Below are 24,692 nucleotides of genomic sequence, written 5' to 3'. Positions count from 1 at the left end.
CGTCAGCTGTCCTTGCGGAGGGCGTGGGCGAGCAGGTCGAGGAAGGAGCGGTTGATGAGGCTCGATTCGGATGGCCTCAGCGGGCGCCGGGACAGCATCGCGGCCTGCCCGTAGAGGGCTTCGGCACTGGTGCGGGCCAGCTCGGGCTCGTCGATGGTGACGGCGGTGCGCACCAGCGGGTTGAGCTGGTTGAGGATCAGCTGGGCCCGCGGAGCCTCCTGACGCAGGGCGCCGAGGATGTCGCCCCACAGGCCGCCCTCCTGCTCACGGGCGAGTTGGGACCGGGTGCGCTCGTGCCGGGCCTCGCGGCTGTCGACGAGGAGGGCGGGGGCGGAGGCGGGTTGGAAGGTGCGCAGCGCGACGTCGCAGTCGAAGACGGCGAGGACGTCACGGGCCCGGGCGAGGTAGGCCGCGGCGGCGAGTTCCGTCTCCCGGTCGACGGGATCGAGGTGGGCGGTGAGGGTCTCGGGGTCGAGGTCGGCGACGGCGGCATCGGGCCTGATCTCGGGCAGCCGGTGGACCAGTTCACGGTCGTAGGTGTAGCCCCCGTTGACGACGCCGAGTCCGGCGGCCGAGGCGATCGCGGCGACCTGCCGGAACTCCTCCACGCTCGACGTCACGAGCACGGTGCGGTGGGTGCGCGCGAACTCGTCGAGGGTGGTGTGCCCGTCGGTGGTCTCGAACGGCAGCCAGGGCAACAGCATCCGCAGGATTTCGTCGTCGTGCACCGCGAGCGACTTCACGGCCAGGTGGTGGGCCTGGAGGAAGCGGGCGAGCAGGTCCGGGTCACTGGCGGCGGCCCGGGCGATCCACGCGCGCAGCCGGTCGGCAAGGGCGTCGCGGACGGCGGCGAGCGTGTCGTCCTCGTACAGGGACTCGCGGGACGCCGTAGGGCGCAGGCTCTCGGCGTCGACGACGCAGCGGACGAAGAAGGCCCACTCGGGCAGGATCTCCTCGGCCTGCTCGGACAGCAGCATGCCCTTGACGTGCACGCGGTGGCCGTGACGACGCCCGGCGGGCACCGTCTCGGGCAGCACGCACGCGATGCCCTTCAGGCCCACGGCCGGCAGGTCCAGCTCGATGGTGTCCAGCGGCGTGAATCCGAAGACGTCCGCGCCGTATGCGGCCAGCGCACGGGAACGGGCTCCCGGCGTGGGGTACGTACGCGCCCAGGGTGCGGGCTCGGGGTTGACGGACGCGCCCGGGCCGCCCGCGCCGCCGGTGCCGTCGTCGAAGGTCACCGGGTGGCGCAGCAGGGAGCCGAAGTGCCGGGCCAGCGCGTGCACCTGCGCCGGGCGGGTCCACTCGCCCGCGTCGGCGCGCGGCGTCAGCGTGACGGTGGTGCCGGGCCGGGGGCGGGCGGTGGCGGGCAGGGTACGGACGGTGTAGCTGCCGTCGCCGCGTCCCCGCCACTCCACGGCGGGGGCGTCGGGGGTGCGGGCGGATCGGCTCAGGACGTGGATCTCGTCCGCGACCAGGAAGCAGGAGAGCAGGCCGATTCCGAACTGGCCGATGAAGTCGGCGCGTTGCTCGGCTATACCCTCGGCGCGCTTGCTGCTGCGGCCGATCGTGGCGAGGAAGGTGTGCACGTCGGCCTCGGTGAGGCCGACGCCGTCGTCCTCGACGCGGACCACCGAACCGTCGGCGTACAGACGGATGCCGAAGGCGTCGGCGGGTGCGGGCGGTTCGAGGGCGTGCCGGGCGGTCAGCGCGTCCACGGCGTTCTGCATCAGTTCGCGCAGGTAGACGCGGGGGCTGGAGTAGAGGTGGTGGGAGAGGAGGTCGACGAGGCCGCGCAGATCCACCTGGAAGGTGCGGTCGGCGCCGGCGGCCGGGCTCAAGGGGGTGTCGGGCAGAGTCATCGGGCAGTCCGGGGTGAGGTGATCGGTGGCAGGCGGGGGCGGAGTCAGGCGCGACGCCGGAAGCGGGCGTACGCCTTCTCCGGCTGTGCCATGTACTTCCAGGGCCACGGGGTGTAGGCGCCGTCCAGCTCGTGGAAGACGCGCGGGGCCACGATGCTCTCGGTGGACAGGGCGAGGGCCATGGCGAAGATGTTGAAGTCCTCCTGCCAGCCCGGACGCCGCTCGTAGGCGGGGTGGAGGATGCTGCGTCCGGCCGCCTCCCTCAACTCGTCCTGGGTCCCAGGTGTGTCGAGATGGTCCTGGTGGTCCGACTCCACCCACTCCTCGATGTGGGCCATGGCGATCACACAGCCGAGACGATGCCCGTCGGGCGCGTCGGCGAAGGCTTCGCGGGCGAACGCCAGTGCCTGCCCCGGCTCGCCACCCCAACGCGGCTGCAACTGCGACACCCACTCGAGATGGGTCTCCAGGTCCAGCGGGTCGCGGCGCAGGGCGGCGTCGAGCCGGGTCTCGTTGACGGCGGGGCCCAGCGACATACCGCGGCCGGAGGTGAGGAGACGGCACCACGGCGTGACCCAGTCCGGCCGCAACTCGGCGGCCTCGAGCAGGTGTTCCTCGCCGATGTCGAGCCGCTCGTGGAAGACCCGCCACTGGTCCTGCGTGACGTTCACGGCACGCGCGGCGGTGCGTGCCTCCCAGCCCCAGCTGATGTGGCGCGTCCCGGATATCAGCAGGGCGGTCGCCCGGTGCTCCTTGTCCTCCTCGACGGCCCGGCCGATCCAGTCCTGCACACCGTCCAAGTCGGCCAGCTCACCCAGGACCTGGTGGTCGCGGCCGAGATCGAAGGGGGCCAGGGCGGCCCTGACCGCCTCCCAGTCGCCCGCCTGGGCGGCCTCCACCAGCGCGAGCACCCGCGCGTCCCCGAGCGCGCGCAGCGTGTACGTCCCGTTCCTCTGCCTGCGCGGGACGGGAAGGGCGTGCGGATCCGCCGCCTGTCTCTCCGCGCCCCTGCCTAACAGCTTGCCGAACATGCCGCGCCCTCCCCTGGTCCCGCGTGATCGTCCGGGGCAGCATAAACGGGCCCACCGACACCGCTTCCACAGGCGTCGTACACGGCGTCATCGGCGCCGTACTGTCACTGCTCCGCCGTGGTCCTCAGGCTTCGGGCGTGTGCTCGAGCATCGCGAGCGTCAGGACGTTGCCGCCGATGCCCCAGCCGCCGTCGGTGACCTCCTCGACGAGGACCATGGTGTTGGCGCGGGCCCGTTCCCCGTAGATCTCCACGTAGAGCTCGGTGGTGCGGGTGACGATCTTCTCCTTCTGCTTCTCGTCGAGGGTGCCGGCAACGACCTTGAAGTTGGCGAACGGCATGGTGGTTCTCATTTCTTGAATGGGGTTGTGGGTTACTGAAATGGGTGGGAGGGAGCTGCCTGCGGGGTGCGAGGGGTCAGATGATGCCGCCGTTGGCGCGGATCACCTGGCCGTTGACCCAGTGCCCGGCCGGCGAGGCGAGGAAGGCGACGACCTCCGCGATGTCGGCGGGGGTGCCGAGCCGTCCCAGCGGGGGCTGGGCGGCCAAGCGGGCGATGGTCTCCTCGTCCTTGCCGTCGAGGAACAGGTCGGTGGCGGTGGGGCCGGGGGCGACGGCGTTGACGGTGACGTCCCGGCCGCGCAGTTCTCGGGCGAGGATCATCGTGAGCGCCTCGACGGCACCCTTGCTGGCGCTGTAGGCGCCGTAGCCCGGAAAGGCGAGGCCCACCACGGACGTGGAGAAGGTGACCATCGCGCCGCCGCCGCGGATCTTCCGGGCGGTCTGCCGGGCGACGACGAAGCTCCCGCGGATGTTGGTGCGGTGAACCGCGTCCAACTCGGCCAGGTCCAGGTCGGCGACCGGAGACAGGTACAGCCGGCCGGCCGCGTGGACGACCACGTCGACGCCGCCGAACTCGGACTCGGCGGCGTCGAACAGCGCGGCCACCTGATGCTCGTCGGCGACGTCGGCCTGGACGGCGACCGCCCGGCCGCCGGCGGCCCTGACCTCCTTGACGGCGGCCTCGGCCAGATCACGACTGCCCGAGTAGCCGACCACGACGGCGAATCCGTCAGCGGCCAGCCGACTCACCGTCTCGCGGCCGATACCTCGGGAACCTCCGGTGACGATGGCGACGCGGGACCGGCCCGCGGGGTGGTCGACCGCGGCGCGGCTCGTCGCGGTTCCTTGGGTCGACATGGAGACTCCTACGAGTTGCCGGATACGGAACGCCACGACGGGTGGATCGTGGCGGGGGCGTCGGTGTCGTCACCGGCTGCTCCCTGCTTGCGTCTCCAGCGTGCGCCGGTACTGCCGCGCCAACCAGGGCTGTCTCTACCCAGGGGTTGGCACCCCCTGGCTCAGGACACCGGTGCGAGCGACGATGGGGAGCGTGAACCACTCCGAACTCGCCGCGTTTCTGAAGTCACGGCGCGCCCGCGTCCGCCCGTCCGACGTCGGCCTGCCCACTGGTCCGCGGCGCCGGGTGCCCGGACTGCGACGCGAGGAGGTCTCCCAACTGGCGGGTCTGTCCGCCGACTACTACACCGAGTTGGAACGTGGCCGCGGCACCCAGCCCTCGGCTCAGGTGCTGGCCGCCCTGGCCCGGGCGCTGCGTCTGAACGGCGACGAGCGGGACCATCTGTTCCATCTCGCCGACCGTCTCGTCCCCCCGGCCGCGCACGGCCCCACCGCACATGTGCAGCCGGCCCTGCTCGGTCTGCTGGACCAGCTCACCACCACTCCCGCCCAGGTCATCACCGACCTGCACGAGACCCTGGTCCAGAACCCCCTGGCCGCCGCGCTCGTCGGCCGGCCCCCGGCGGTGCGCGGCCCCGCGGCGAGCTTCGTCCACCGCTGGTTCACCGACCCCGACGCCCGCACTCTCTACCCGGCCGAGGACCACCCCCACCACTCGCGGGTCTTCGTCGCCGACCTCCAGGCGGTCGCCGCCCGGCGCGGCTGCGACACCGAGGTGCACGAGATGGTGGCCGCGCTACGGCGGCGCAACCAGGAGTTCGCCGACCTGTGGGACACCCGCGATGTCGCCCTGCGACGGACCGACCACAAACGCATCGTGCACGCCACGCTGGGTGTCATCGAGCTTGACTGCCACAGCCTGTTCAGCGAGGACGGGCGCCAGCGTCTGCTGTGGTTCAGCGCTCCACCCGGCACCGAAGGCGCCGCCCAGCTGCAGCTTCTCTCCGTGATCGGCACGCAGGACATGACTCTCAGCACGCAAGAGTGACAGTTGGCCCCGCCGCACGTCCGAGTCAGCTGCGCAAGGTGACCGCGACTGCGCTCGACGAGGTCGACCGGCCTCAGGCCCGATGGTCACGCCTTCGCCGTGTCGTACTCCTCGCGGGCCTTCTGGATCGCCGCTATCCGCTGTTCCGTCCACTGCGCGAGGCCGCGGACCTGTTCGGCGGCCTCGCGGCCGAGGTCCGTGAGGCGGTAGTCCACGCGGGGCGGGATCACGGGCTTGGCGTCGCGGTGGACCAGGCCGTCGCGTTCCAGGGTCTGCAGGGTCTGGGTCAGCATCTTCTCGCTGACCTTGCCGATCTCCCGGCGCAGTTCGCTGAAGCGGTAGGAGCGGTCCAGCAGCGCGATCAGGACCAGGGTGCCCCAGCGGCTCGTGACGTGCTCCATGGCCACGCGGTGCGGGCACGTCGTGCCGCCGTCGGCCATCCGCACACGGTCCACGAGCGTCGTCTCACTTACTTCCACACCCATACCGTACTTCGAAGGTGACACTTCCGAGCAGATAGCGCATCTCGTCACGCGACCGGAGCGTGGCCGAACGGCGAACGGCGAACGCCGGACGAGCGCCGCCGAACGATCCGTCACGGTCAGCCAGTTGCCAGCAGGGCGTCGGCGGTTCCGCCCTCGTCGAGAAGATCTATCAGGGTCGCCCGGGCGCGGGCCACGCGTGAACGGACCGTGCCGACCGGGCAGTCGCCGGCCTCGGCCGCCTCCGCGTACGGCAGGCCGACCATCTGGGTGAGGACGAAGGCTTCCCGACGCTCGTCCGGAAGGGAGGCCAGCAGATCGAGCAGGGCGATGCCGTCGTCGAAGCCGGGCAGGTCCCGCGGCTGGGCGTTCTCGACGGCCAACTGCCAGTCCGGTACGTCGGACAGGCGGGGCCGGGCGGAGGCGTGCCGGTAGCTGTCGATCACCGCGCGGCGGGCGATGGACAGCAGCCACGCGCGGGCCGAGGAACGGCCCTCGAACCGGTGCAGGCTGCCCAGCGCGCGCAGGAACGTGTCCTGTGCCAGGTCGTCGACGGCCTGGGGATCGCCGCAGAGGTGGGCGACGTACCGCTGGACGTCGCGGTGCAGGGCGCGCACGAAGTGCTCGACCGCGTCCGCGTCACCGCCTCGTGCGGCGAGGGCCCATGCGGTTATCGACTCGTCGAGCGATGCCGTTCTCTCGCTTTTCTCGCCCTTGTGGCCTTCGTCGCGTGAGGCGGGCGAGACAGAAGTGATCACCTGGTGTCCTTCTCGTCATCCATGATCCGGGCCGGTGGCGCGGGAGAGCGCGAACGGTGCGGTCCGGTGAGTGGGGAGACGGCCGTACGACGCCTGCGTGGGCGTACGGCCGATGCCCTAGGCGCGTGGAGCTGCCTCGGGAAACCGACTGTCTTCAGACGACAGAGGTCCCCAGGGGCGGACCCCGAGAGGTGATCGCGTGGACGAGGAGGAGACGCGGCGCCCGGTCCGAGCGACGTCGGCGCGCACGGACGCGCGGGCGGTCCGCGGGGGCGGGGAGCGCGAGCAGCAGCCGCAGCGGAGCCGCCAGCCATCCGGCCACGGCCCGCAGGATCCGGAAAGCGGCCTTCTCGCCGTAGGCCAGCCACAGCCCGCACAGCAGGGCGGCCAGCAGGTGGGCGGCGAGCATGCCGAACGACGAGGAGTCGACCAGGGATGAGCCCGAGTGGGTCATGTGGCCCACGTCCATGTGACCCACGTCCATGTGGCCCGTATCCATGGCGTCCATGGAGTCCATGGAGCGCCTGTGCAACGGCCCCATGTGCGTGGGACCCATATTCATCGGGCCCATGCCCCGGGGCCCCATGGTCAGGGGCTCCATGCCGTGACCCGTGGGAGCCGCGCTCGCCGACTGCGCGAGTGAGAACGCCGAGTGCAACGCCGTCTGGGTGGCGACCACGGCGGTCATGATCAGCGGCAGCCCGCGCTCACGGCCCGCCAGGCACCAGCCCGCGACACCGGTCGCGGCCACCCCGGCGGCCAGCGTCCACGCGGGCACGTGGCTGCCGGACATCATGACGTGGCCCAGGGCGGCGAGCAGCACACAGACGGCCGCGAACACCGCGGCCCGTAGCGTGCGAGAACACCACCCTGCTGTCATGGCGCCTCATCCTCGCATCCGGACATCGCTCGTCATACGGGGTACGGAAATCTCCACAGGTCCGCACTCACTACTCAGGGCAGGCGCGTTCTACTCGCGCCGAGAACCGGCGGACCGGCCGCGTACGACGGCGAACGCCGCCGCGGCCAGCCCCAGCAGGCCCACGATCAACCCGGCGATGCCGAGCCCGCGGGCCGTCGAGTCACTGCTGGACGTGGCCGACGTCGAGCTGTCGGCACTCCTCGGTACCCCTGAAGAGGTCGTCGAGGCGCTGCTGCCCTCGCCCTGCGCGACCTTGGCCGTGAGCTTGACGACCGGCGCCGGGTTCTCCGGCTCCTCGCCACCCGACTCGGCTTCGTCGATCCAACGGGTGATCTTGCCGTCGGAGTACGTCTGGAGTGCCTTGAACGTCAACTGGCCGGTGTCCTCGGGCAGTTGACCGAAGGCGACGTCGAAGTCCTCGTACTGGCCGGCTCCGATCTTCCCGCCGGTCCAGGTGATCTCGGAGACGGCGTCGGTGATCGTGCCGTCGTCGGTCTTGACCGGTGTCTTCAGCTTCGTGTTCGTCACCTTGGCGGTCCAGCCGTCCTGCGGGGAGACGAGCACCCCGAGGACGGGGTGATCGGTGGGCAGGAAGACCTGGACCTTGGTGGTGTCGGCGGTGTCCTCCTCGTTGGGGACCCGGAAGGTGAGGACACCGTCCGTGGCTCCCTTCGCGTAGCTGTCGGGGTGCACGGTGACATGCGCGGAGGCTACGCCGCCGGCGGTGAGCACTGCGGCGGTGGCCAGCGCGGTGACGAGACCGACGCGGCGCAGGGTGGTGCGTGTCGTGGACATGGGTGGGTTGGTCTCCGTACTGAGGAAGGGATGTCGGGGGTCAGATGACGTACGACATCCCCGTCGGCGGTCCGCGCCGGTGTACGGCGTACCGCAGCCGCAGCTGACGCGACGGCCGAGTCTCACTGGCGACCCGACGTACCGGACGCGGCACGACAGGTCCCCGCGCTCCTCTCGCCACCTGCCACCAGGCAGCGAGCCCGGGTACGAACGCGGCCGCCCACCGCAGCAGCGACCACAACGCGGCCTCACCGCGCCGCAGCCACCAGGTCAGGACGACGGCCGCCCCGACATGGGCGGCGGTGGCGTGCGGCGTCAAAGCATGGGTGTGGGCGTGGACGTGGGCATGAGCGTGGACGTGGGACATCCGCATGCCCTGCATGGCCATCACGGCATGCGGGCGGGTGGCGTCGAACGCGTAGTGCAGCCCGCCCTGGACGGCCAGCGTCCCGCCACCGATGCCGGCCAGCGCCCGTTCCCGCCCACTGAACACGCAACCGGCCAGGAAGACGGGCACCCCGCCCGCGATCTGCGTCCACACCGGCGGGGCCGCGCCCGTGGCCAGCACATGTCCCGCGGTGGCGAGCAGCACACACAGCACGGCGAACACCGCCGCGCGCAGGCTCCGAACCGCCAGGGACGCACTCACATCGGCCGATGCTGCCATGCCGCCCGAGACGCGCTCCCCTCGTCTGCGCATGCGTACCACCGCCCACGTCCTGTCCGGCCGACCTGCCTCCTCCCTACGAGTCGGACGCGGACCCTGTTCAGTTCCCGCCGCACCGGGTGAAATCGAAGCAAGGGAAGCAGCCGTAGGAGCAGGAGCGCACACTCGCCGCCCGGCGCGCCCCTCGCACACACCGGCAGCGGGCGTCCGCGTCGCTGACGCCGGGTATCCCCCGGACAGTCCTCGCGACCGCCGGCCCGGGACGCCGACGCGCCGCGACCCCATGCCCACGGAGGTGGAGCACCATGACCGACACCAGCGGACTGCGGCCCGTCGCGACGTTCTGCGGAGAGTGCGACTGCGGCTGTCCCCAGTTGTTCGTCGACCCGAACGCCCCGGCGGAGCAGCGGATCATCCTGACCGACGACTTCGGTCAGCGCGTCCAGATGAGCTTCGACCAGTTCTCCAACCTGGTCGGCGACGCCAAGGCGGGCAAGCTGGACGGCATCGCGCTGCCCTGACCCGACGTCCCGGCGCCCGCCTGACGCGGTCGTAGGTCCGGGGGCGCTACGAAGTGGTAACGAGACGCAACCGTGCGGCACTTCGCGTGGTCCAGTCCACTATGAAGATCTCTTTCCTGCTCCACAACGCCTATGGAATCGGAGGCACGATCACCACCACCTTCAATCTGGCCCAGGCACTCGCCGAGCGCCATGACGTGGAGATCGTCTCTGTGCTGCGGCACCGGGAGCATCCGAACTTCACCCTGGACCCGAGGGTTTCGCTGCGGCCGCTGGTGGACCTCAGGCAGGAGAAGGAGCACCCGTTACATCTCCGACCGGCGAAGGTGTTCCCCCGCTCCGAGTACCGGCACGGCCAGTACAGCGAGTTGACCGACCAGCGGATCGGCGAGTGCCTCGCCACGATCGACGCCGACGTGGTGATCGGAACCCGGCCGGGGCTCAACGTGCATCTCGCGCTCCAGGCTCCGCGCCATGTCGCACGCGTCGGGCAGGAGCACCTCACCCTGGACAACCATTCACCCCGGCTGCGCGGCGCGCTGCGCGCCGCCTACCGCCGGCTGGACGCGCTCACCACGGTGACCGAGGCGGACGCCGCCGCCTACCGGCGCAAGATGCGACTGCCCGGGGTGCGGGTGGAGGCCCTCCCGAACAGCGTGCCGGACCCCGGCCTGCCGGCCGCGGACGGCACCGCGAAGGTCGTCGTCGCGGCCGGCCGGCTGGTCCCGGTGAAGCGGTACGACCTGCTCATCGAGGCCTTCGCCATGGTCGTCGCCGAACGCCCCGACTGGCAGCTGCGCATCTACGGCAAGGGCGAGGAGCACGACCGGCTGCGAGGGCTGATATCGGAGCTCGGTCTGTACAACAACGTCTTCCTGATGGGTGCGGTGGCACCCATGGAGGCGGAGTGGGTCAAGGGTTCGATCGGCGCGGCCGCCTCCAACTTCGAGCCGTTCGGGATGACGATCGTCGAGGCAATGCGCTGCGGCCTGCCGGTGGTGAGCACCGACTGCCCGCACGGGCCCGCTGAGATCATCGAGGACGGCGTCGACGGCCGGCTGGTACCGGTCGGGGACCGTGACGCGATGGGTGCGGCCCTGCTGGAACTCGTCCGTGACGACGAGCACCGCCGCCGCATGGGTCGTGCGGCCCTGGAGAACGCCCGGCGGTTCGCCCCCGGCCCGGTGGTCGAGCAGGCCGAGCGGCTGTTGGCCGAGGCGGTCTCCGCGAGACGGGCGGGACAACCGGTCGCCCAGGAACGCGCCCCCGTGCACCGGGTCCTGGTCAGCAAGGGTTTCGCCGCTCGCGACACCGCGATCACCGCGGCGGGCAACGCGCTGCGCGTCGTACGAAGGGGGCAGCGGTGAGCACGGAACCGGAAGGGACGAAAGAGGCGGAAGGGACAGCGGTGAGCGCGGAACCTGAGGCGCGGCCACGCGTCGGCTGTGCGGTCGACACGGACGGCCGGATCACGTTCGACGTGCCGTCGCGGCCGGCGGAGGCCAACCAGCTGCTGCTTCGGCTGCGTCCGAAGAAGGGACAGCCGGAGAAGACCCTCCACGTCCTCGACCTGGAGCCGACCGGCGACGGCGGCCGACGTGCCGTCCTGGACACCCGGCCCGTTCTCGCGGAAGGCCGGTGGGACGTCTTCCTCCTCCAGGACCCCGAGTCCCGGCGACTGCGTCTGCTGCCGGGGCCGCGCGACGTACGAGTCCTCGTCGACGGACACCTTCGTGACCGGCGGTCACCTCTCGCCGTCCGGATTCCGTACGTGACCAAGGACGGCCATCTGGCGATCCGGGCCTGGCGGCGCACCGCCCACGCGGAGGCCGCCGGCATCGAGGTCACGGACCGGTCGATGACCGTCGGCGCCCGTCTGCACGGCGCCTCACTCCGGGAAGGAGCCGTCGTGCGCCTGCGTCGGCGAAGCGGCGACGGCGCCGTACACACCTTCGAACCACGGGCCGGAGACGACGACCGAAGCTTCTCCTTCACCGTCGACTACGAGAAGTTGGCCACCGGGACGGGCGCCGGGAGCGGCATCTGGGACGCCTTCGTGCAACCCGCGCCGGAAGCGTCTCCCATCCGGATGGCCAGGCTCCTCGACGACGTGGCGGACCGCAAGGCGGTGTTCGTCTATCCGACGGTCACGGTCGGAGGTGCCCTCGTGCACCCCTACTACACCGTCGACAACGACCTCTCCGTGAAGGTCACGAAGGCCGGCTGAGGCGAGGCTCCGGCGGCGCCCCTGGTCAGGCCGCCGCCCCGTCCTCCGAGGCGATCGGCGCCAGCTCGCCCGGCTTCTGCGTGAACTGTGTGTGGTGCAGCTGCGCGTACCGTCCGTCCAGGGCGAGCAGTTCCTCGTGGGTGCCGCGTTCCACGATCCGGCCGGCCTCGACCACCAGGATTTGGTCCGCGCCGCGGATCGTGGACAGCCGGTGGGCGATCACGACGGCCGTCCTGCCCTCCAGCGCCTCGGTGAGCGCCTCCTGGACGGCCGCCTCGGAGGTGTTGTCCAGGTGGGCGGTGGCCTCGTCGAGGATGACGACGCGCTGGCGGGCCAGCAGCAGCCGGGCGATGGTCATCCGCTGGCGTTCGCCGCCGGAGAGCCGGTAGCCGCGTTCGCCGACCACGGTGTCGAGGCCGTCGGGCAGGGAGCGTACGAGGTCGTCCAGGCGGGCGCGCCGCAGGGCGTCCCACAGCTCCTCCTCGGTCGCCGTGGGACGGGCGAGCAGGAGGTTGGCGCCGACGGTGTCGTGGAAGAGGTGCCCGTCCTGGGTGACCATGCCGAGGGTCTCCCGCAGGGACCGCGCGCTCAGGTCGCGGACGTCGACACCGCCGACCCGGACGGCGCCCTCGTCGACGTCGTACAGCCGCGGCAGCAGTTGGGCGACGGTCGACTTGCCGGCGCCGGACGAGCCGACGAGGGCGACGGTCTGTCCGGGTTCGGCGCGGAAGGAGATGCCGTGCAGGACCACGGCGCCGCCCCGGGTGTCGAGGGCGGCCACCTCCTCCAGGGAGGCGAGGGAGACCTTGTCGGCTGACGGGTAGCCGAAGCGGACCTGGTCGAACTCGACGGCAACCGGGCCGTCGGGGACCTCGCGGGCGTCCGGCTTGTCCTCGATCAGCGGCTTCAGGTCGAGCACCTCGAAGACCCGCTCGAAGCTGACGAGGGCGCTCATCACCTCGACGCGGGCGCCGGCCAGCGCGGTGAGCGGGGCGTACAGGCGGGTCAGGAGCAGCGCGAGGGCCACGACGGCGCCCGGGTCGAGGGTGCCGCGCAGGGCGAACCAGCCACCGAGGCCGTAGACGAGGGCCAGCGCCAGGGCCGACACCAGGGTCAGGGCGGTGATGAACACGGACTGGGCCATCGCCGTCCGTACGCCGATGTCCCGGACCTGGCGAGCCCGGACCGCGAACTCCTTCGACTCCTGCTCCGGACGGCCGAAGAGCTTGACCAGGGTGGCGCCGGGGGCGGAGAAGCGCTCGGTCATGCGGGTGCCCATCGCCGCGTTCAGCGCCGCCGCCTCCCGCTGCATCCGGGCCATGCGGCTGCCCATCCGCCGGGCCGGGACCACGAACACCGGCAGCAGCACCAGCGCGAGAAGGGTGATCTGCCAGGAGAGCGTGAGCATGACGGCGAGGGTGAGGACCAGCGTGACCAGGTTGCTGACCACTCCGGACAGGGTGTTGCTGAAGGCGCGCTGGGCGCCGATGACGTCATTGTTGAGACGGGAGACGAGCGCACCCGTACGAGTGCGTGTGAAGAACGCGACCGGCATGCGCTGCACATGATCGAACACAGCGGTCCGCAGATCGAGGATGAGTCCCTCCCCGAGCGACGCCGACAGGCGTCTGCCGAGGATGCCGAGCGCCGCCTCCGCAAGGGCGATCAACGCGATGAGCAGGGCCAGGCGGACAACGGTGCCCTCGTCGTCGCCCGACACGATCGCGTTCACGACCCGTCCGGCGAGGACCGGGGTCGCGACGGCGAGCAGCGCGGTCACCACTCCGAGGGCGACGAACCGCGCGATGCGGCGGCGGTGCGGGCGGGCGAACGCCCCGATGCGGCGCAGCGTGGCGCGGGCCAGGGGGCGTCGTTCCTGCTCGGCGTTCATGACACTGTGCAGTTGTGTCCAGGCCGTGGTCTCCATGCTCATAGGAGGGACCGTAGAGCCTCAAGCATGCTTGAGGTCAAGGGAACCCCCGCTGTCCCGACAGTACGAAGGATCCGATGACCGTACGTAAGCCCCTGTCCCCGCTTCCGCAACCCGCAGTTGGCGCGGGATGGGAAACCTTGCCGACTGTGACAGCGGTACACCTCCCCGAGATCCCCGGCCGCCCCGAACACCCCGACTTCTCCCACATCTGCGACCTCGCCGACGACGTCTCCGACCTCGCCGACCTCTCCGAACGATCCGACATCCCCGAGGGACGACTCCCCCGTCGCGTCCCGATCCGTCGGATCCGCCAGATCCTGTGTCTGCTTCCGCTCCTGCTCGTCACCGTCGTCGCGGTCCAGCACCGGTCGGTGCTCGCCGAGGGCTTCGGCCATCTGCGGCATGCCCAGTGGCCCTGGCTGGTGGCCGCGATCGGTGCCACGTGTCTGACCTGGGTGGCCGCCTCCGTGACCCGGCAGGGTGCCGTCGTCGAGGCGCTGCCGAAGCGGCGGCTGCTGGCCACCCAGTTCGCCGCGGGCGCGGCCAACCATCTGCTGCCGACCGGGCTGGGCGCGAGCGCGGTCAACCTGCGGTTCATGACGGTGTGCGGAATTCCGCTCGCCCGCTCGTCCGCCGCGCTGGCGCTGTACATGCTGGCCGAGACGATCGGCCGGCTGAGCCTGCTGGCCGCGCTGCTCGTCGTCTTCCCCGACGCGCTGCGGCTGGGCCCCCTCCTTCCGGACGGGGCGGTCGGCCCGCTGCTGCTGGCGGTCGGCGCGGCCCTGCTCGTCGCCGCGGGTGTGCTGGCGGGCGTACGACGACTGCGTACGGCCGCGTGTTCCTTCCTGCGTACCGCGTTCGGCGAGGCGCGCTCGGTGCACACCCGGCCCGCGCGGGCGTTCGCCCTGTGGGGCGGCTCGCTGGCGTTCCCCGCGTTGCAGGCGGCCGGGCTGGCCGCGGTGGGGCAGGCCTTGGGACTGCCGGTGCCGCCCGCGCACATGGCGGTCGCCTACCTGGCGGCGACGGTGGCCGTCGCGCTGGTGCCCACGCCGGGCGGGATCGGCTCGGTGGAGGCTGCGCTGGTCGTGGCGCTGGTGGCGGCGGGCGGCCCGGCCGCGGTCGCCACGGCGGTGGTGCTGGCCTTCCGGATCATCACCGTCTGGCTGCCGCTGGTGCCGGGAGCGTTGACGCTGGGCGCCCTGGTACGGCTGAAGGTGATCTGACCGGCGCCCGTGCGTCACACCGAGATCCGCACCGGCCCGCCCTTCGGGTCCATGCGGCCCGTCCAGTGGGCCGTCAGGGTCAGGGTTCGGTTGGGCAGGGCCGTGCCCGGTGACAGACGTGCGCGGTGCAGGAGACGGCCGTCCTGGGTGATCCGCAGGACCGGCCGGGACAGTGGGACCGAGGTCCGCAGGATGTACGGCAGCCGGTCGGCCGGAGTGACACGGTTCGGGGCGATCCAGCGCAGGGGCGGATCAACGAGCAGGGGGACGCCGACCTGCCGTACGGCTCCGGCGGCGAGCGTCTCCAGGACCGCGCCGGCCGCGTGGACGCCCTCGCGGGTCGCGGTGGCCGCGCTCGCCACGGCGTGCAGCACACTGCCGACGGCGAACACACCGGGACGCGAGGTGTGCAGGGCGCCGTCGACGGCCGGGCCGCGGGTGCCGGTGTCGAGGGCGAGTCCGCCGCGCCGGGCCAGTTCGTGGTCGGGTACGAAGTCGCCGGTGAACACGACGGTGTCGCAGGGCAGTACGGCCGTCCTGCCGTCCTGGTGGCGTACCCGCACGCCCGACAGCCGTCCGTGGCCGAGGAGTTCGGTGACCGTGGTGTCGGCGAGGAGCGGGATGCCGTGGCGCAGCCGGGTGTCGAGGGCGCGGGCGGGTGTGGTCTGGGGGCGGGGCAGGTCGGTGAGCATCGCGACGACCCGGGCTCCGGCGGAACGTACGGTGTCGGCGGCGGCGTAGGAGACGTCCTCCGCTCCGACCACCACCGCGCGCGTGCCGATGTGCTGCCCGTACAGGTGGACGGCCTGCTGGAGTTCGCCCGTGGTGTAGACCCCGGCGGGGCGGGTGCCGGGCACGAGACGTGCGGCGCGGGGGCGTTCGCGGGCTCCGGTGGCCAGGACGAGCGCGCGGGCGCGGACGGTCTCGGGTCCCTGCGGGCCGACGGTGCGCAGTGCCAGGGGCCCGTCCCAGTCGAGGGCCGTCACTCCGGTGCGTACGACGGCTCCCGCGCGCTCGGCGGCGGTGACCAGGAGGCGGGCGTAGGCGGGGCCGGTCAGGGGGTGCAGCAGGGTGCCGTAGCCGCCGTGGGCACAGTGCCGGGGTACTCCCCCGGCCTGCCGCTCCCGGTCCAGGATCTCCACCCGACGCACGCCGGCGGCGGCCAGCCGGGCTCCGGCGGCGAGCCCGGCGGGTCCGGCACCGACGACGAGGACGTCGACCTCGCGTCCCGCGCTCACGGCCGGGCCTCCTCGGCCGGGTTCCGCACCAACCCGGTGTCGGGCGGTGCCTCCTCGGACAGTGCCTCCTCGAAGAGTGCGCGCACCGTCGCCCCGCAGTAGAAGCCCTGGCAGCGCCCGGCCCTCGCCCGGGTCCGGCGGCGCAGTCCGTCGTGGCCGGCCGGCGGGATCGTGCTGTTCAGGGCGTCGCGGATCTCCCCGCGGGAGACGCGCTCGCAGTGGCAGACGAGGGTGCCGTACTCCGGGTCGGCGGCGATCAGGTCGGGCCGCTGGTACGGGCGTGGGAAGGCCTCGCCCAGGTTGGGCATGCGGACCGGGTCCAACTCCCGTGCCGGGCCCGGGTCCAGGCCGGCGTCGGTGAGCAGACCTGTCACGTGTTCGGCGATGGCGAGGGACGCCGTCAGACCGGTGGAGCGGATACCGCCGACGGTGACGTACATCTGCTCGGGGTGGGCCGAGATGCGGTAGTCGTCGTGTTCGGTCGCGGCGCGCAGGCCCGCGTAGACGGCGGTGACCTCCTCGTCGAGCAGTTCGGGCAGGACGCGGCGGCCCTGGTCACGGAGCAGGGCGAGCCCCTCGGCGGTGGAGCCGGTGGCCTGTTTGTCGTCGAGGTCCTCGGCGGTCGGTCCGAGCAGCACGTTGCCGTACACCGTGGGGGCGACCAGGACTCCCTTGCCGAGGGCGGTGGGGACGGGCAGCAGGATGTGCCGGACCAGGGCGCGGGCGAGCTTGTCGAAGACGAGCAGCTGGCCCCGGCGTGGGGTGACCGTGAAGTCGTCGTGGCCGAGGTGCCGGTCGAGCGTGTCGGCGTGCAGACCGGCCGCGTTGACCAGCCAGCGGGCGCGCAGGGTGCCCCGGCCGGTGGCGAGGACATGCGAGCCGTCCCGCCGACTCGCCTGCCGCACCGGGCAGTCGAGGTGCAGGTCGACGCCGTGACGGACGGCCTGGGTGGCGTACGCCAGGGTCGTCGTCCAGGGGCAGACGATGCTCTCGCCGGGCACGTGCAGGGCGGCGAGCGCACCGGGGCCGAGGTGCGGCTCGCGGTCGTACAGTTCGGCGGGACCGATCACCCGCGTGTCCCGGTAGGCGTTGCGCTCGGCCTTCTCGGCGAGGCGGGGCAGCGCGGCGAGTTGTTCCTCGTCCCAGGCGACGAGGAGCGCGCCGACGGGTTCGACGGGGATGCCGGACTCGGCGGCGTAGCCGGCCAGCAGCCGGGCGCCCTCCCTGACCAGGCGTGCCTCCAGCGAACCGGGGACCGCGTCGAAACCGGTGTGCAGGATCGCGGTGTTGGCCTTGGAGGTGCCCTGGCCGACGTCGTCCCGCGCCTCGACGAGGGCGACCCGCAGGTCGGGGTGGCGGGCGAGGGCGCGGGCGATGGCGCAGCCGACGACTCCGGCGCCGACGACCGCCACGTCGTACGTCGCCGACGGCAGCGGGCCGCGGCGGGTGACCGTCATCCGGCCGGCCCGTCGAGCAGCGCGGTCACCGCGGCCCGGAAGCGCGCCAGGCGTTCGGCGGCCTGGTCGGCGCGGACGCGTGGCTCGTACACGGCGGCGGGCTTCCAGTCCGGAAGCGCGTCGGCGAGGGTCAGTCCCGGTTCGGCGCCGAGCCGGGCCAGAGCGCCCACGCCCAGAGCTGTCGCGTCGGGCAGCGCCGACACCTCCACGGGGCGTTGCAGCAGGTCGGCCTGGGTCTGCATGAGCAGGGCGGAGCGGGTCAGGCCGCCGTCGACGCGGAGCACGGCCGGTGTCTCGCCGAGGTCGGTCGCGGCGGCCTCGGCGAGCGAGACCACCTGTGCGGCCAGCCCCTCGCACAGCGCGCGCACCAGGTGCCCGGGGCCGGTGTCGAGGCCCAGTCCGGTGAGCGAGCCGCGCACGTCGCCGCGCCACCAGGGGGCGGCGAGTCCGGCGAGGGCGGGGACGAAGGTGACGCCCCCGCTGTCGGGTACGGCACCGCCCACGGTGTCGAGGTCGGCGGCGCCCCCGATGACGCCGAGGTCGGCGAGCCAGCGGACGGCGGAGGCGGCCGTGTACACCTGGCCGTCGAGGCAGTAGCTGGTGTGTCCGGCGAGCCGCCAGGCGACACAGCCGACCAGTCCGGAGGTGCCCCGCGTCGGTGTGTCACCGGTGTGGGCGAGCAGGAACGCGCCGGTGCCGTAGGTGCACTTGGCGCCGCCGGACGCGGTGACGCGCTGGGCGAGCAGGGCGGCCTGCTGGTCGACGACGAGTCCGGTGAGCGGAATCGGGTGATCGGTGCCGAACGCGGTGGTGGTGCCGACCGGACCGGCGTTCTCGACGACCTCCGGGAGCCGCTCGCCTGACAGGTCGAACAGGTCGAGCGCCCGCGGCGACCATCGTGCGTGGTCCAGGTCCAGGAGCTGGGTACGGCCGGCGGTGGCGGCGTCGGTGACGTAGGCGCCGGTGAGGCGGTGGACCAGCCAGGCGTCGCTGGTGGTGACGACTCCCTCGGCGGTGAGGTGTCGTCGTATCCAGGCCATCTTGGGCGCGGCGAAGTAGGGGTCGAGCGGCAGTCCGGTCAGCCGGCGCAGTTCGTCGGCGTGTTCGGCGAGTTCGGCGCACACGGACTCGGCGCGGCGGTCCTGCCAGACGAGGGCGGCGGTGAGCGGGTGGCCGGTCGCCGGGTCCCAGGCGAGCACGGTCTCGCCCTGGTTGGCGAGGCCCAGCGCGACGACGGGCTCCCCGGCCTCGGCCAGGGCCTGCCGGCCCGCGTCGACGACCGAGTCGTACAGCTCGGCGGGGTCGACCTCCACCAGGCCGCCGGGCAGATGGCGGGGCCGTACTGCGGCGAACCCGGCGCCGATGACACCCCGTTCGGGACAGATCACCAGAGCCTTGGTGCCGGACGTGCCCTGGTCGACGGCGAGCACCGGACCTGTCATCCCGCCCCTCCCTCGGTGATCACGGCCCCGCCAGCCTGCCGCCGCCTCCCGCACCGCGTCAAGGGCCTCCGACCAGCGACGACCTCGCTCCGTCCACTGACTGATGGCCAGTCAACAGACCTGCCGTGAAAAGAAGTTCGAAATGATCGGGGAACCCTTGGCTGACACATGGATGGCGCCCCTATAGTGACCGCCGACCGACGCGATCTCCTCAACCGCCGCCCAGAGGAGGGCTGTTGTTACTCCACCCTGCCGTCGCCCCGCCCGACCCGAAGTCCGGGGCGAGCGGTTGATGGCCAGAGACGGAGCCCGACCCTCGTACGATCCCGCCGGCCCTGACACCGAACTGCGCGCCGCTCTCCAGGAAGTGCGCACCGGGCGCTGGATGTCGATGCGCGCCCTGCTGGAACGGACCACGGCCTGGTGGCAGTGGACGCAGCGCACCCAGGTCCTGGCCGCCGGGGCGGCCGGCACGGACGTGGTGCGGGCCTGGCTCGCGGAGGAGCCGCACAGCGTTCCGGCCGCGGTGATGCGGGCCCGGGTCGCGGTGGAGCGCGCGTTACGGGCCCGGCGCGAGGGGCATCGCCGTACGCACGAACTGTGGATCGAGGCGTGGGACGTGAGCGACGCGGCCACCCGGGTCGCGCCCCTGGACCCGGTGCCCTGGGTGTGTCTGCTGGCGCTCGCGCAACTGGACCGCCGGCAGTTGTGGGAGGAGCACCGGGTGGCGCCGCCCGAGCCGATGCTGCCGCCCGGACCGTGGGGGCTGCTCGCGGAGGCCGAGAAGCGCGACCCGGGCAACCGCGAGGCCCACCACCGTGTGCTGCAGTTCCTGTACGCGCACGCCGCCTCGGACCGGCTCCCGGAGGCGGCCGGTCACGCCCACCGGGTGGCGGCAACCGCCCCGCCGGGCTCGGCGCTGCACGTTCTGCCGCTGTATGTCCGGGTCGAGCGCTACCGGCGCGGCAGCGGGCGCTCCGCCGCTCTCGACCTGCACTGGGTGGCCGACGAGGCCACCCGCGAGGCGAGCCGGGCGTACGCGTCCTGGTTCGAGCGGTCCCGGCCCGCCGAACGCTCGCCGCTGGACCTCAACCATCTGGCCCACGCGCTGTGGGGTGCGCTGCGGTTCGAGGACGCGGCCCGGGTGTTCGAGGCGATCGGCCCGTACTACACCCCCCTGCCCTGGGCCTACCGCGCCACGGATCCGGGCGACCAGTCCGAGGCCGTACGGATCTTCCGGCAGGCGCGTGCGCGCAGCCGGTCGGCGGCGCCCGATCCCGACGCCTGACGTCGTCCCCCGTTTCTCCCGCCCACCCATCGGAGGTTCCCCATGTCCACCAGCCCCGATCCGTCGGCCTCCCCCGGGGCCCCGCAGCACGACGAGGAGCGGCGGCTGCGCGAACTCGGCTACCGCCCCGTACTAGCCCGCCGCATGGGCGGCTTCGGCAACTTCGCGATCAGCTTCTCGGTGATCTCGATCCTGTCCGGCTGTATGACCCTGTACGGCTTCGGCATGGGCGCGGGCGGTCCGGCCGTGATGCTGTGGGGCTGGGCGGGCGTCGGCCTGTTCGTGCTGTGCGTGGGCCTCGCGCTGGCGGAGGTCACCAGCGCGTATCCGACATCCGGCGCCCTGTACTACATGGCCGACCGGCTCGGCGGGCGCCGCTGGGGCTGGTACACGGGCTGGCTGAACCTGCTCGGGCTGCTCGGCGCGATCGCCGGCATCGACTACGGCGCCGCCCTGTTCACCGGCGCGTTCATGAACCTCCGGTGGGGCTTCGAGCCGACACCGGAGAAGACGATGCTGATCTTCGTGGTGATCCTGCTGCTGCACGCCGTGCTGAACCTGTTCGGGGTGCGGCTGGTCAGCGTGCTCAACTCGATCTCCGTGTGGTGGCACCTGGCGGGCGTCGCGCTCATCGTCGGCGCGCTGGCGATCGTCCCCGACCACCACCAGTCGCCGTCCTTCGTGTTCACGGAGTTCGTCAACGACACCGGCTGGTCCAACCCGGTCTACGTGGCCGCGATCGGCCTGCTCCTCGCGCAGTACACGTTCTCCGGCTACGACGCCTCCGCGCACCTGTCCGAGGAGACGTCCAACGCCTCGGTGTCGGCCGCGAAGGGCATCGTGCGCTCCATCTGGGTGTCGTGGCTGGCCGGCTTCGTACTGCTCGCCGGTCTCACCTTCGCCATCCAGGACTACGACGCCACGCGGGCCAGCGAGACCGGGGTGCCGCCCGCGCAGATCCTGCTCGACGGCCTGGGCACGGACGGCGCGAGCGCGCTGCTGCTCCTGGTGATCGTGGCGCAACTGTTCTGCGGCAACGCGGAGGTCGCGGCGGCCAGTCGGATGGTGTTCGCGTTCAGCCGGGACAAGGCCCTGCCGGGCTCCACGCTGTGGCGCAAGGTCAGCGCGCGCACGCAGACACCGGTCGCCGCCGTGTGGCTGTCGGTGGTGGCCGCCTGCCTGCTCGCGCTGCCGTCCCTGTACTCGACGACCGCGTACGGCGCGGTGACCGCCATCAATGTCATCGGCATCACACCGGCGTACGCCATTCCCGTGCTGTTGCGTCTACGCGCGGGCGACCGTTTTGAGCCGGGTCCCTGGAACCTGGGGCGGTGGAGCAGGCCGATCGGCTGGGTCGCGGTGGCGTGGGTGGCCTGTGTGACGGTCCTGTTCTGTCTGCCACAGTCGTCGCCGGTGACGGTGGACACGATGAACTACGCGTCCGTGGCCCTCGCCGTCGTCCTGGTCCTGGCCACGGTGTGGTGGTTCGTCGCCCGCGGTTCGTACGGCACACCCACCACGGCCGCGTACTCCGACCGGGAACAGGCCGAACTGGCCGAGGGAATCGTCTGAAACCATGCCATCCGGCGCCCGTCCAGGTACGAACCCCTGTGCCGGATACGGCAGGATGAGCGGTCGCGCGGGCCACGGGGGGCCGGTTGGCCCGCGCGATCGCACTTCCCGGAATCGAGCAGGTGGCAACGTGACGCAACTTCACATCCGGCCGTCGGCGAACGCCTTCGCCGCAGTCCTCCCTTCCGGAGGTGACCGGTGAAGCGCGACCTGACCGTGGACGACCTGGTCGTCGCGGGGATCGCGCTGGCCGCGGGCCTGCTGGCGGCGTTCCTGCTGCGCATGCTGCTGCGCTGGCTGGGCAAGCACGCCGACCGCACCCGCTGGGGCGGCGACGACGTCATCGTGGACGCGCTGCGCACGGTGGTGCCGTGGGCGGCGATCTCGGGCGGCGCGGCGTCCGCGGCGGCGGCCCTGCCGCTGCTCTCGGCGGTCCAGCACACCATCAACCAGACCCTGACCGTGCTGCTGATCTTCGTCGTGACGGTGGCGTCGGCGCGGTTCGTCGCGGGCCTCGTGCGGACCGTCACCCAGTCCCGCTCCGGGGTCGCCGGATCGGCCACGATCTTCGTGAACATCACCCGGGTGCTGGTGCTGGCGATCGGCTTCCTGGTGGTGCTGCAGACGCTGGGCATCTCCATAGCGCCGATGCTCACCGCCCTGGGGGTCGGCGGTCTGGCGGTCGCCCTGGCCCTCCAGGACACCCTGGCGAACCTGTTCGCGGGCATCCACATCCTCGCCTCCAAGACCGTCCAGCCCGGCGACTACATCAAGCTGAGCAGCGGCGAGGAGGGCTATGTCGAGGACATCAACTGGCGTCAGACGACCGTACGCGCGCTCTCCAACAACCTGGTCGTGATCCCCAACGGGGAGCTCGCGAAGTCGAACATGACCAACTTCATGCGTCCCGAGCAGCAGTTGACCATCCTGGTCCAGGTGGGGGTCGGCTACGACAGCGACCTGGAGCACGTCGAGCGGGTCACCTGCGCGGTCGTCACCGAGGTGATGACCGAGATCACCGGCGCCCTCCCCGATCACGAGCCGCTGGTCCGCTTCCACACCTTCGGTGACTCCCGGATCGGGTTCACGGTGATCCTGGGCGTCGGGGAGTTCAGCGACCAGTTCCGGATCAAGCACGAGTTCATCAAGCGGCTGCACCGGCGCTACCGCGACGAGGGCATCCGGATTCCGGCGCCCGCACGGACGGTGGCCCTGCAGCAGGGCGCGGTGGTGATCCCGCAGCAGCGCGGCGGCGCGGAGATCGAGCCGGGCGAAGTCGCCTCCACCCGGCTCGACTGAGCCACTGTCCCGGCCGGGCCGATGTCCCGGCCGGGCCGATGTCCCGGCCGGGCCGATGTCCCGACTAGGCCGATGTCCCGACTAGGCCGATGTCCCGACTAGGCCGATGTCCCGACTAGGCCGATGTCCCGACTAGGCCGATGTCCCGGCTGATCCCTGGTCCCGGCTGATCCCTTACAGGGTGGCCGAGTTGTCGTGGTAGTGCCCGTTCGTCCGGCGGTTCGGCGCGACGAGCGAGGCGCTCGCCGGGGTGACCGTCCAGTCCGGGTGGCCGGGCATCCGCGGGGTCTTCGTGCCGTACAGCCAGTCCCGCAGGAAGCCGGACAGATCCTGGCCGGAGACCTCCGAGGCGACGCTGATGTAGTTCTCCGTGGTCGCCGCGGAGTTGCGGTACCGGTCCAGGAAGGTGCGCTCGACGGAGCCGAAGGCGGCCTCGCCGATCAACTGCCGCAGCGCGTACAGGACCAGGACGCCGCCGAGGTAGCGCTGGCTGTCGAAGAGGTTCGTCGCGTTCGGTGAGGCGACCGGACCGGAGGTCTTGCGCCACTGGTCGCCGCGCGCGTAGGTGTCCTTCATCCGGGCTTCCATGGTGGTCAGCCCGAGAGAGTCGGCCCAGCCGCGCTCGTAGCGGTAGAGCAGCCCGTAGAAGTCGGCGTGGCCCTCGTTCAGCCAGAGGTCGCCCCAGGTGGCGGGGCTGACGCTGTTGCCGAAGTAGGAGTGGACCAGCTCGTGCATCATGTGCGAGCCGATCTTCGACTCCTCCTGGAGCAGGAAGTTCGGCTTGTACAGCGTGAGGGTCTGGGTCTCCAGACCCGTGAAGTCGAAGGCGTTCGCGGCGTCGGAGTTGCAGGGCAGCAGCCCGTACGTCTCGAAGGGGAACGCGCCGAGCCGCTGCTCGACCCAGCTCAGCTGCCCCGAGGTGAGCGCGAGCGCCGGTTCCAGGGCACTCGCGCGGGCGGTCGGCACGACGTCCCTGAGGGGCAGTCCGCCCGGGCCCTGCCGGTCCTTGACCACGTAGTCGCCGACCGTGATCTGCACCAGTTCGGTGGCCATCGGCTCACGCGAGCGGTAGGTGTACGCGGTCCGGCCGTCGGTGAGGGTCTCGGTGTTCACGAGGAGGCCGCCGGCGACCCCGCGCAGGCCGCTGGGCACGGTGACGCGGAAGGTGAAGGCCGCCTTGTCCTGCGGGTGGTCGTTGCAGGGGAAGACGGTGTGCGCCGAGTCCGGCTGCGGGCAGACCGCGAAGCCGTCCGGTGTGGCGACCCAGGCGGTGTGCGCGAGGGAACGGCGCGGGTCGGCGGTGTACGCCACCACGACGGTGGCCGTGCACGTGTCCGGCAGGTCGCGCACGGGCGTGACCCGCAGCTTCTCGCCGACCTGTTCGAAGGCGGCCTCGCTGTCCGCGACGCGGACGGACGTGATGTCCAGGCCGAGGGCGTCCAGGGAGAAGCGGCTCAGGGCCTGGGTGGTGAGGATCTCCAGCGTCGCCGTGGCGGTGACGAGCTTGGTCGTGGCGTCGTACGCGAAGTCGAGGGTGTACGCGTTGACGCGGTAGCCGTCGTTGCCGAGGCTCGGGAAGACGGGGTCGCCGAGGGTCTCGGCGCCCGGGGAGGAGGCTGCCGGGGAGGAGGCCGCGGGGGCGGCGTGGGCGGCGGATCCCACGGTCAGCGCCGTGGCGGCGCCTATCAGGGCGGTGGCGGGTGCCGTCACTCTGGTGCGATATCTCAT

The 24,692-nt window shown here is 72.0% G+C and carries 22 protein-coding genes; 8 read left to right on the top strand and 14 right to left on the bottom strand.

Annotated elements, in window-relative coordinates; all coding sequences use genetic code 11:
* Nucleotides 1–2: 2 nt before the first annotated feature.
* From AB0H86_RS18025 to AB0H86_RS18010, 4 genes are all read right to left on the bottom strand, one after another.
* The gene (locus AB0H86_RS18025) at nt 3–1,862 is read right to left on the bottom strand and encodes an HSP90 family protein (RefSeq protein ID WP_362438861.1); all 1,860 of its coding nucleotides are present in this window, start codon (nt 1,860–1,862) and stop codon (nt 3–5) included.
* Between the two features lie 44 nt (nt 1,863–1,906).
* Nucleotides 1,907–2,893 (bottom strand): hypothetical protein, encoded by a 987-nt coding sequence (locus tag AB0H86_RS18020; protein ID WP_362438858.1) that lies wholly within the window; start codon nt 2,891–2,893, stop codon nt 1,907–1,909.
* 124 nt (nt 2,894–3,017) lie between these two features.
* Complete coding sequence (locus tag AB0H86_RS18015) at nt 3,018–3,233, bottom strand: 4-oxalocrotonate tautomerase family protein (RefSeq protein ID WP_362439688.1); 216 nt, start codon at nt 3,231–3,233, stop codon at nt 3,018–3,020.
* A 76-nt stretch (nt 3,234–3,309) separates the two neighbouring features.
* Entirely contained in the window at nt 3,310–4,092 is a 783-nt protein-coding gene (locus AB0H86_RS18010) for an SDR family oxidoreductase (protein ID WP_362438855.1), read from the bottom strand.
* 193 nt (nt 4,093–4,285) lie between these two features.
* Here AB0H86_RS18010 and AB0H86_RS18005 point away from each other — a divergent pair, with 193 nt between their 5' ends.
* Nucleotides 4,286–5,140, top strand: coding sequence for a helix-turn-helix transcriptional regulator (locus tag AB0H86_RS18005; protein WP_362438852.1), 855 nt, complete (start codon nt 4,286–4,288; stop codon nt 5,138–5,140).
* 86 nt (nt 5,141–5,226) lie between these two features.
* On the opposite strand, the gene AB0H86_RS18000 is transcribed toward AB0H86_RS18005, so the two are convergent.
* From AB0H86_RS18000 to AB0H86_RS17980, 5 genes are all read right to left on the bottom strand, one after another.
* Nucleotides 5,227–5,580, bottom strand: coding sequence for a helix-turn-helix domain-containing protein (locus AB0H86_RS18000; RefSeq protein WP_362439685.1), 354 nt, complete (start codon nt 5,578–5,580; stop codon nt 5,227–5,229).
* Between the two features lie 161 nt (nt 5,581–5,741).
* Complete coding sequence (locus tag AB0H86_RS17995; protein ID WP_362439682.1) at nt 5,742–6,377, bottom strand: sigma-70 family RNA polymerase sigma factor; 636 nt, start codon at nt 6,375–6,377, stop codon at nt 5,742–5,744.
* Between the two features lie 157 nt (nt 6,378–6,534).
* Nucleotides 6,535–7,260, bottom strand: coding sequence for a hypothetical protein (locus AB0H86_RS17990; protein ID WP_362438851.1), 726 nt, complete (start codon nt 7,258–7,260; stop codon nt 6,535–6,537).
* A gap of 90 nt (nt 7,261–7,350) precedes the next feature.
* A complete protein-coding gene (locus tag AB0H86_RS17985; RefSeq protein WP_362438850.1) occupies nt 7,351–8,097 on the bottom strand; it encodes a YcnI family protein in 747 nt (248 codons plus the stop codon).
* Between the two features lie 40 nt (nt 8,098–8,137).
* Complete coding sequence (locus AB0H86_RS17980; protein ID WP_362438849.1) at nt 8,138–8,797, bottom strand: hypothetical protein; 660 nt, start codon at nt 8,795–8,797, stop codon at nt 8,138–8,140.
* A gap of 272 nt (nt 8,798–9,069) precedes the next feature.
* Here AB0H86_RS17980 and AB0H86_RS17975 point away from each other — a divergent pair, with 272 nt between their 5' ends.
* From AB0H86_RS17975 to AB0H86_RS17965, 3 genes are all read left to right on the top strand, one after another.
* The gene (locus tag AB0H86_RS17975; RefSeq protein ID WP_362438848.1) at nt 9,070–9,285 is read left to right on the top strand and encodes a hypothetical protein; all 216 of its coding nucleotides are present in this window, start codon (nt 9,070–9,072) and stop codon (nt 9,283–9,285) included.
* Nucleotides 9,286–9,386: 101 nt separating this feature from the next.
* Nucleotides 9,387–10,652, top strand: coding sequence for a glycosyltransferase family 4 protein (locus AB0H86_RS17970; protein WP_362438846.1), 1,266 nt, complete (start codon nt 9,387–9,389; stop codon nt 10,650–10,652).
* Between the two features lie 41 nt (nt 10,653–10,693).
* Nucleotides 10,694–11,512 (top strand): hypothetical protein, encoded by an 819-nt coding sequence (locus AB0H86_RS17965; protein ID WP_362438844.1) that lies wholly within the window; start codon nt 10,694–10,696, stop codon nt 11,510–11,512.
* A 25-nt stretch (nt 11,513–11,537) separates the two neighbouring features.
* Here AB0H86_RS17965 and AB0H86_RS17960 read toward each other — a convergent pair whose 3' ends face one another.
* On the bottom strand, nt 11,538–13,439 hold the full coding sequence (locus AB0H86_RS17960; RefSeq protein ID WP_362439679.1) for an ABC transporter ATP-binding protein: 1,902 nt from the start codon (nt 13,437–13,439) through the stop codon (nt 11,538–11,540).
* A 302-nt stretch (nt 13,440–13,741) separates the two neighbouring features.
* Here AB0H86_RS17960 and AB0H86_RS17955 point away from each other — a divergent pair, with 302 nt between their 5' ends.
* Nucleotides 13,742–14,668, top strand: coding sequence for a lysylphosphatidylglycerol synthase transmembrane domain-containing protein (locus AB0H86_RS17955; protein WP_362439676.1), 927 nt, complete (start codon nt 13,742–13,744; stop codon nt 14,666–14,668).
* A 14-nt stretch (nt 14,669–14,682) separates the two neighbouring features.
* On the opposite strand, the gene AB0H86_RS17950 is transcribed toward AB0H86_RS17955, so the two are convergent.
* From AB0H86_RS17950 to AB0H86_RS17940, 3 genes are read right to left on the bottom strand one after another with little or no spacing between them, the layout of a single operon-like run.
* On the bottom strand, nt 14,683–15,906 hold the full coding sequence (locus AB0H86_RS17950; protein WP_362438841.1) for an FAD-dependent oxidoreductase: 1,224 nt from the start codon (nt 15,904–15,906) through the stop codon (nt 14,683–14,685).
* Nucleotides 15,903–17,363 carry an FAD-dependent oxidoreductase gene (locus AB0H86_RS17945; RefSeq protein WP_362438838.1) on the bottom strand — a complete coding sequence of 487 codons (1,461 nt, stop codon included), beginning with the start codon at nt 17,361–17,363 and terminating at the stop codon, nt 15,903–15,905. Before AB0H86_RS17945 ends, AB0H86_RS17950 begins: the two co-directional genes overlap by 4 nt.
* Complete coding sequence (locus tag AB0H86_RS17940; RefSeq protein WP_362438835.1) at nt 17,360–18,805, bottom strand: FGGY family carbohydrate kinase; 1,446 nt, start codon at nt 18,803–18,805, stop codon at nt 17,360–17,362. The genes AB0H86_RS17945 and AB0H86_RS17940 overlap by 4 nt, the downstream gene beginning before the upstream one ends.
* A 292-nt stretch (nt 18,806–19,097) precedes the next feature.
* Between AB0H86_RS17940 and AB0H86_RS17935 the strand changes: the two genes are divergently transcribed.
* From AB0H86_RS17935 to AB0H86_RS17925, 3 genes are all read left to right on the top strand, one after another.
* Entirely contained in the window at nt 19,098–20,093 is a 996-nt protein-coding gene (locus tag AB0H86_RS17935) for a hypothetical protein (RefSeq protein WP_362438832.1), read from the top strand.
* Between the two features lie 42 nt (nt 20,094–20,135).
* Nucleotides 20,136–21,665: an amino acid permease gene (locus tag AB0H86_RS17930; protein WP_362438829.1), complete on the top strand. Its 1,530-nt coding sequence runs from the start codon at nt 20,136–20,138 to the stop codon at nt 21,663–21,665.
* 198 nt (nt 21,666–21,863) lie between these two features.
* Nucleotides 21,864–22,964 (top strand): mechanosensitive ion channel family protein, encoded by a 1,101-nt coding sequence (locus AB0H86_RS17925; RefSeq protein ID WP_362438826.1) that lies wholly within the window; start codon nt 21,864–21,866, stop codon nt 22,962–22,964.
* 174 nt (nt 22,965–23,138) lie between these two features.
* Here the strand turns inward: AB0H86_RS17925 and AB0H86_RS17920 are convergent, their stop codons facing one another.
* A complete protein-coding gene (locus tag AB0H86_RS17920) occupies nt 23,139–24,692 on the bottom strand; it encodes a M1 family metallopeptidase (RefSeq protein WP_362438823.1) in 1,554 nt (517 codons plus the stop codon).

Origin of the sequence: Streptomyces sp. NPDC050997, from assembly GCF_040660135.1 — a bacterium.
Taxonomy (GTDB): domain Bacteria; phylum Actinomycetota; class Actinomycetes; order Streptomycetales; family Streptomycetaceae; genus Streptomyces.
This window is presented reverse-complemented; position numbering and strand designations above follow the sequence as displayed.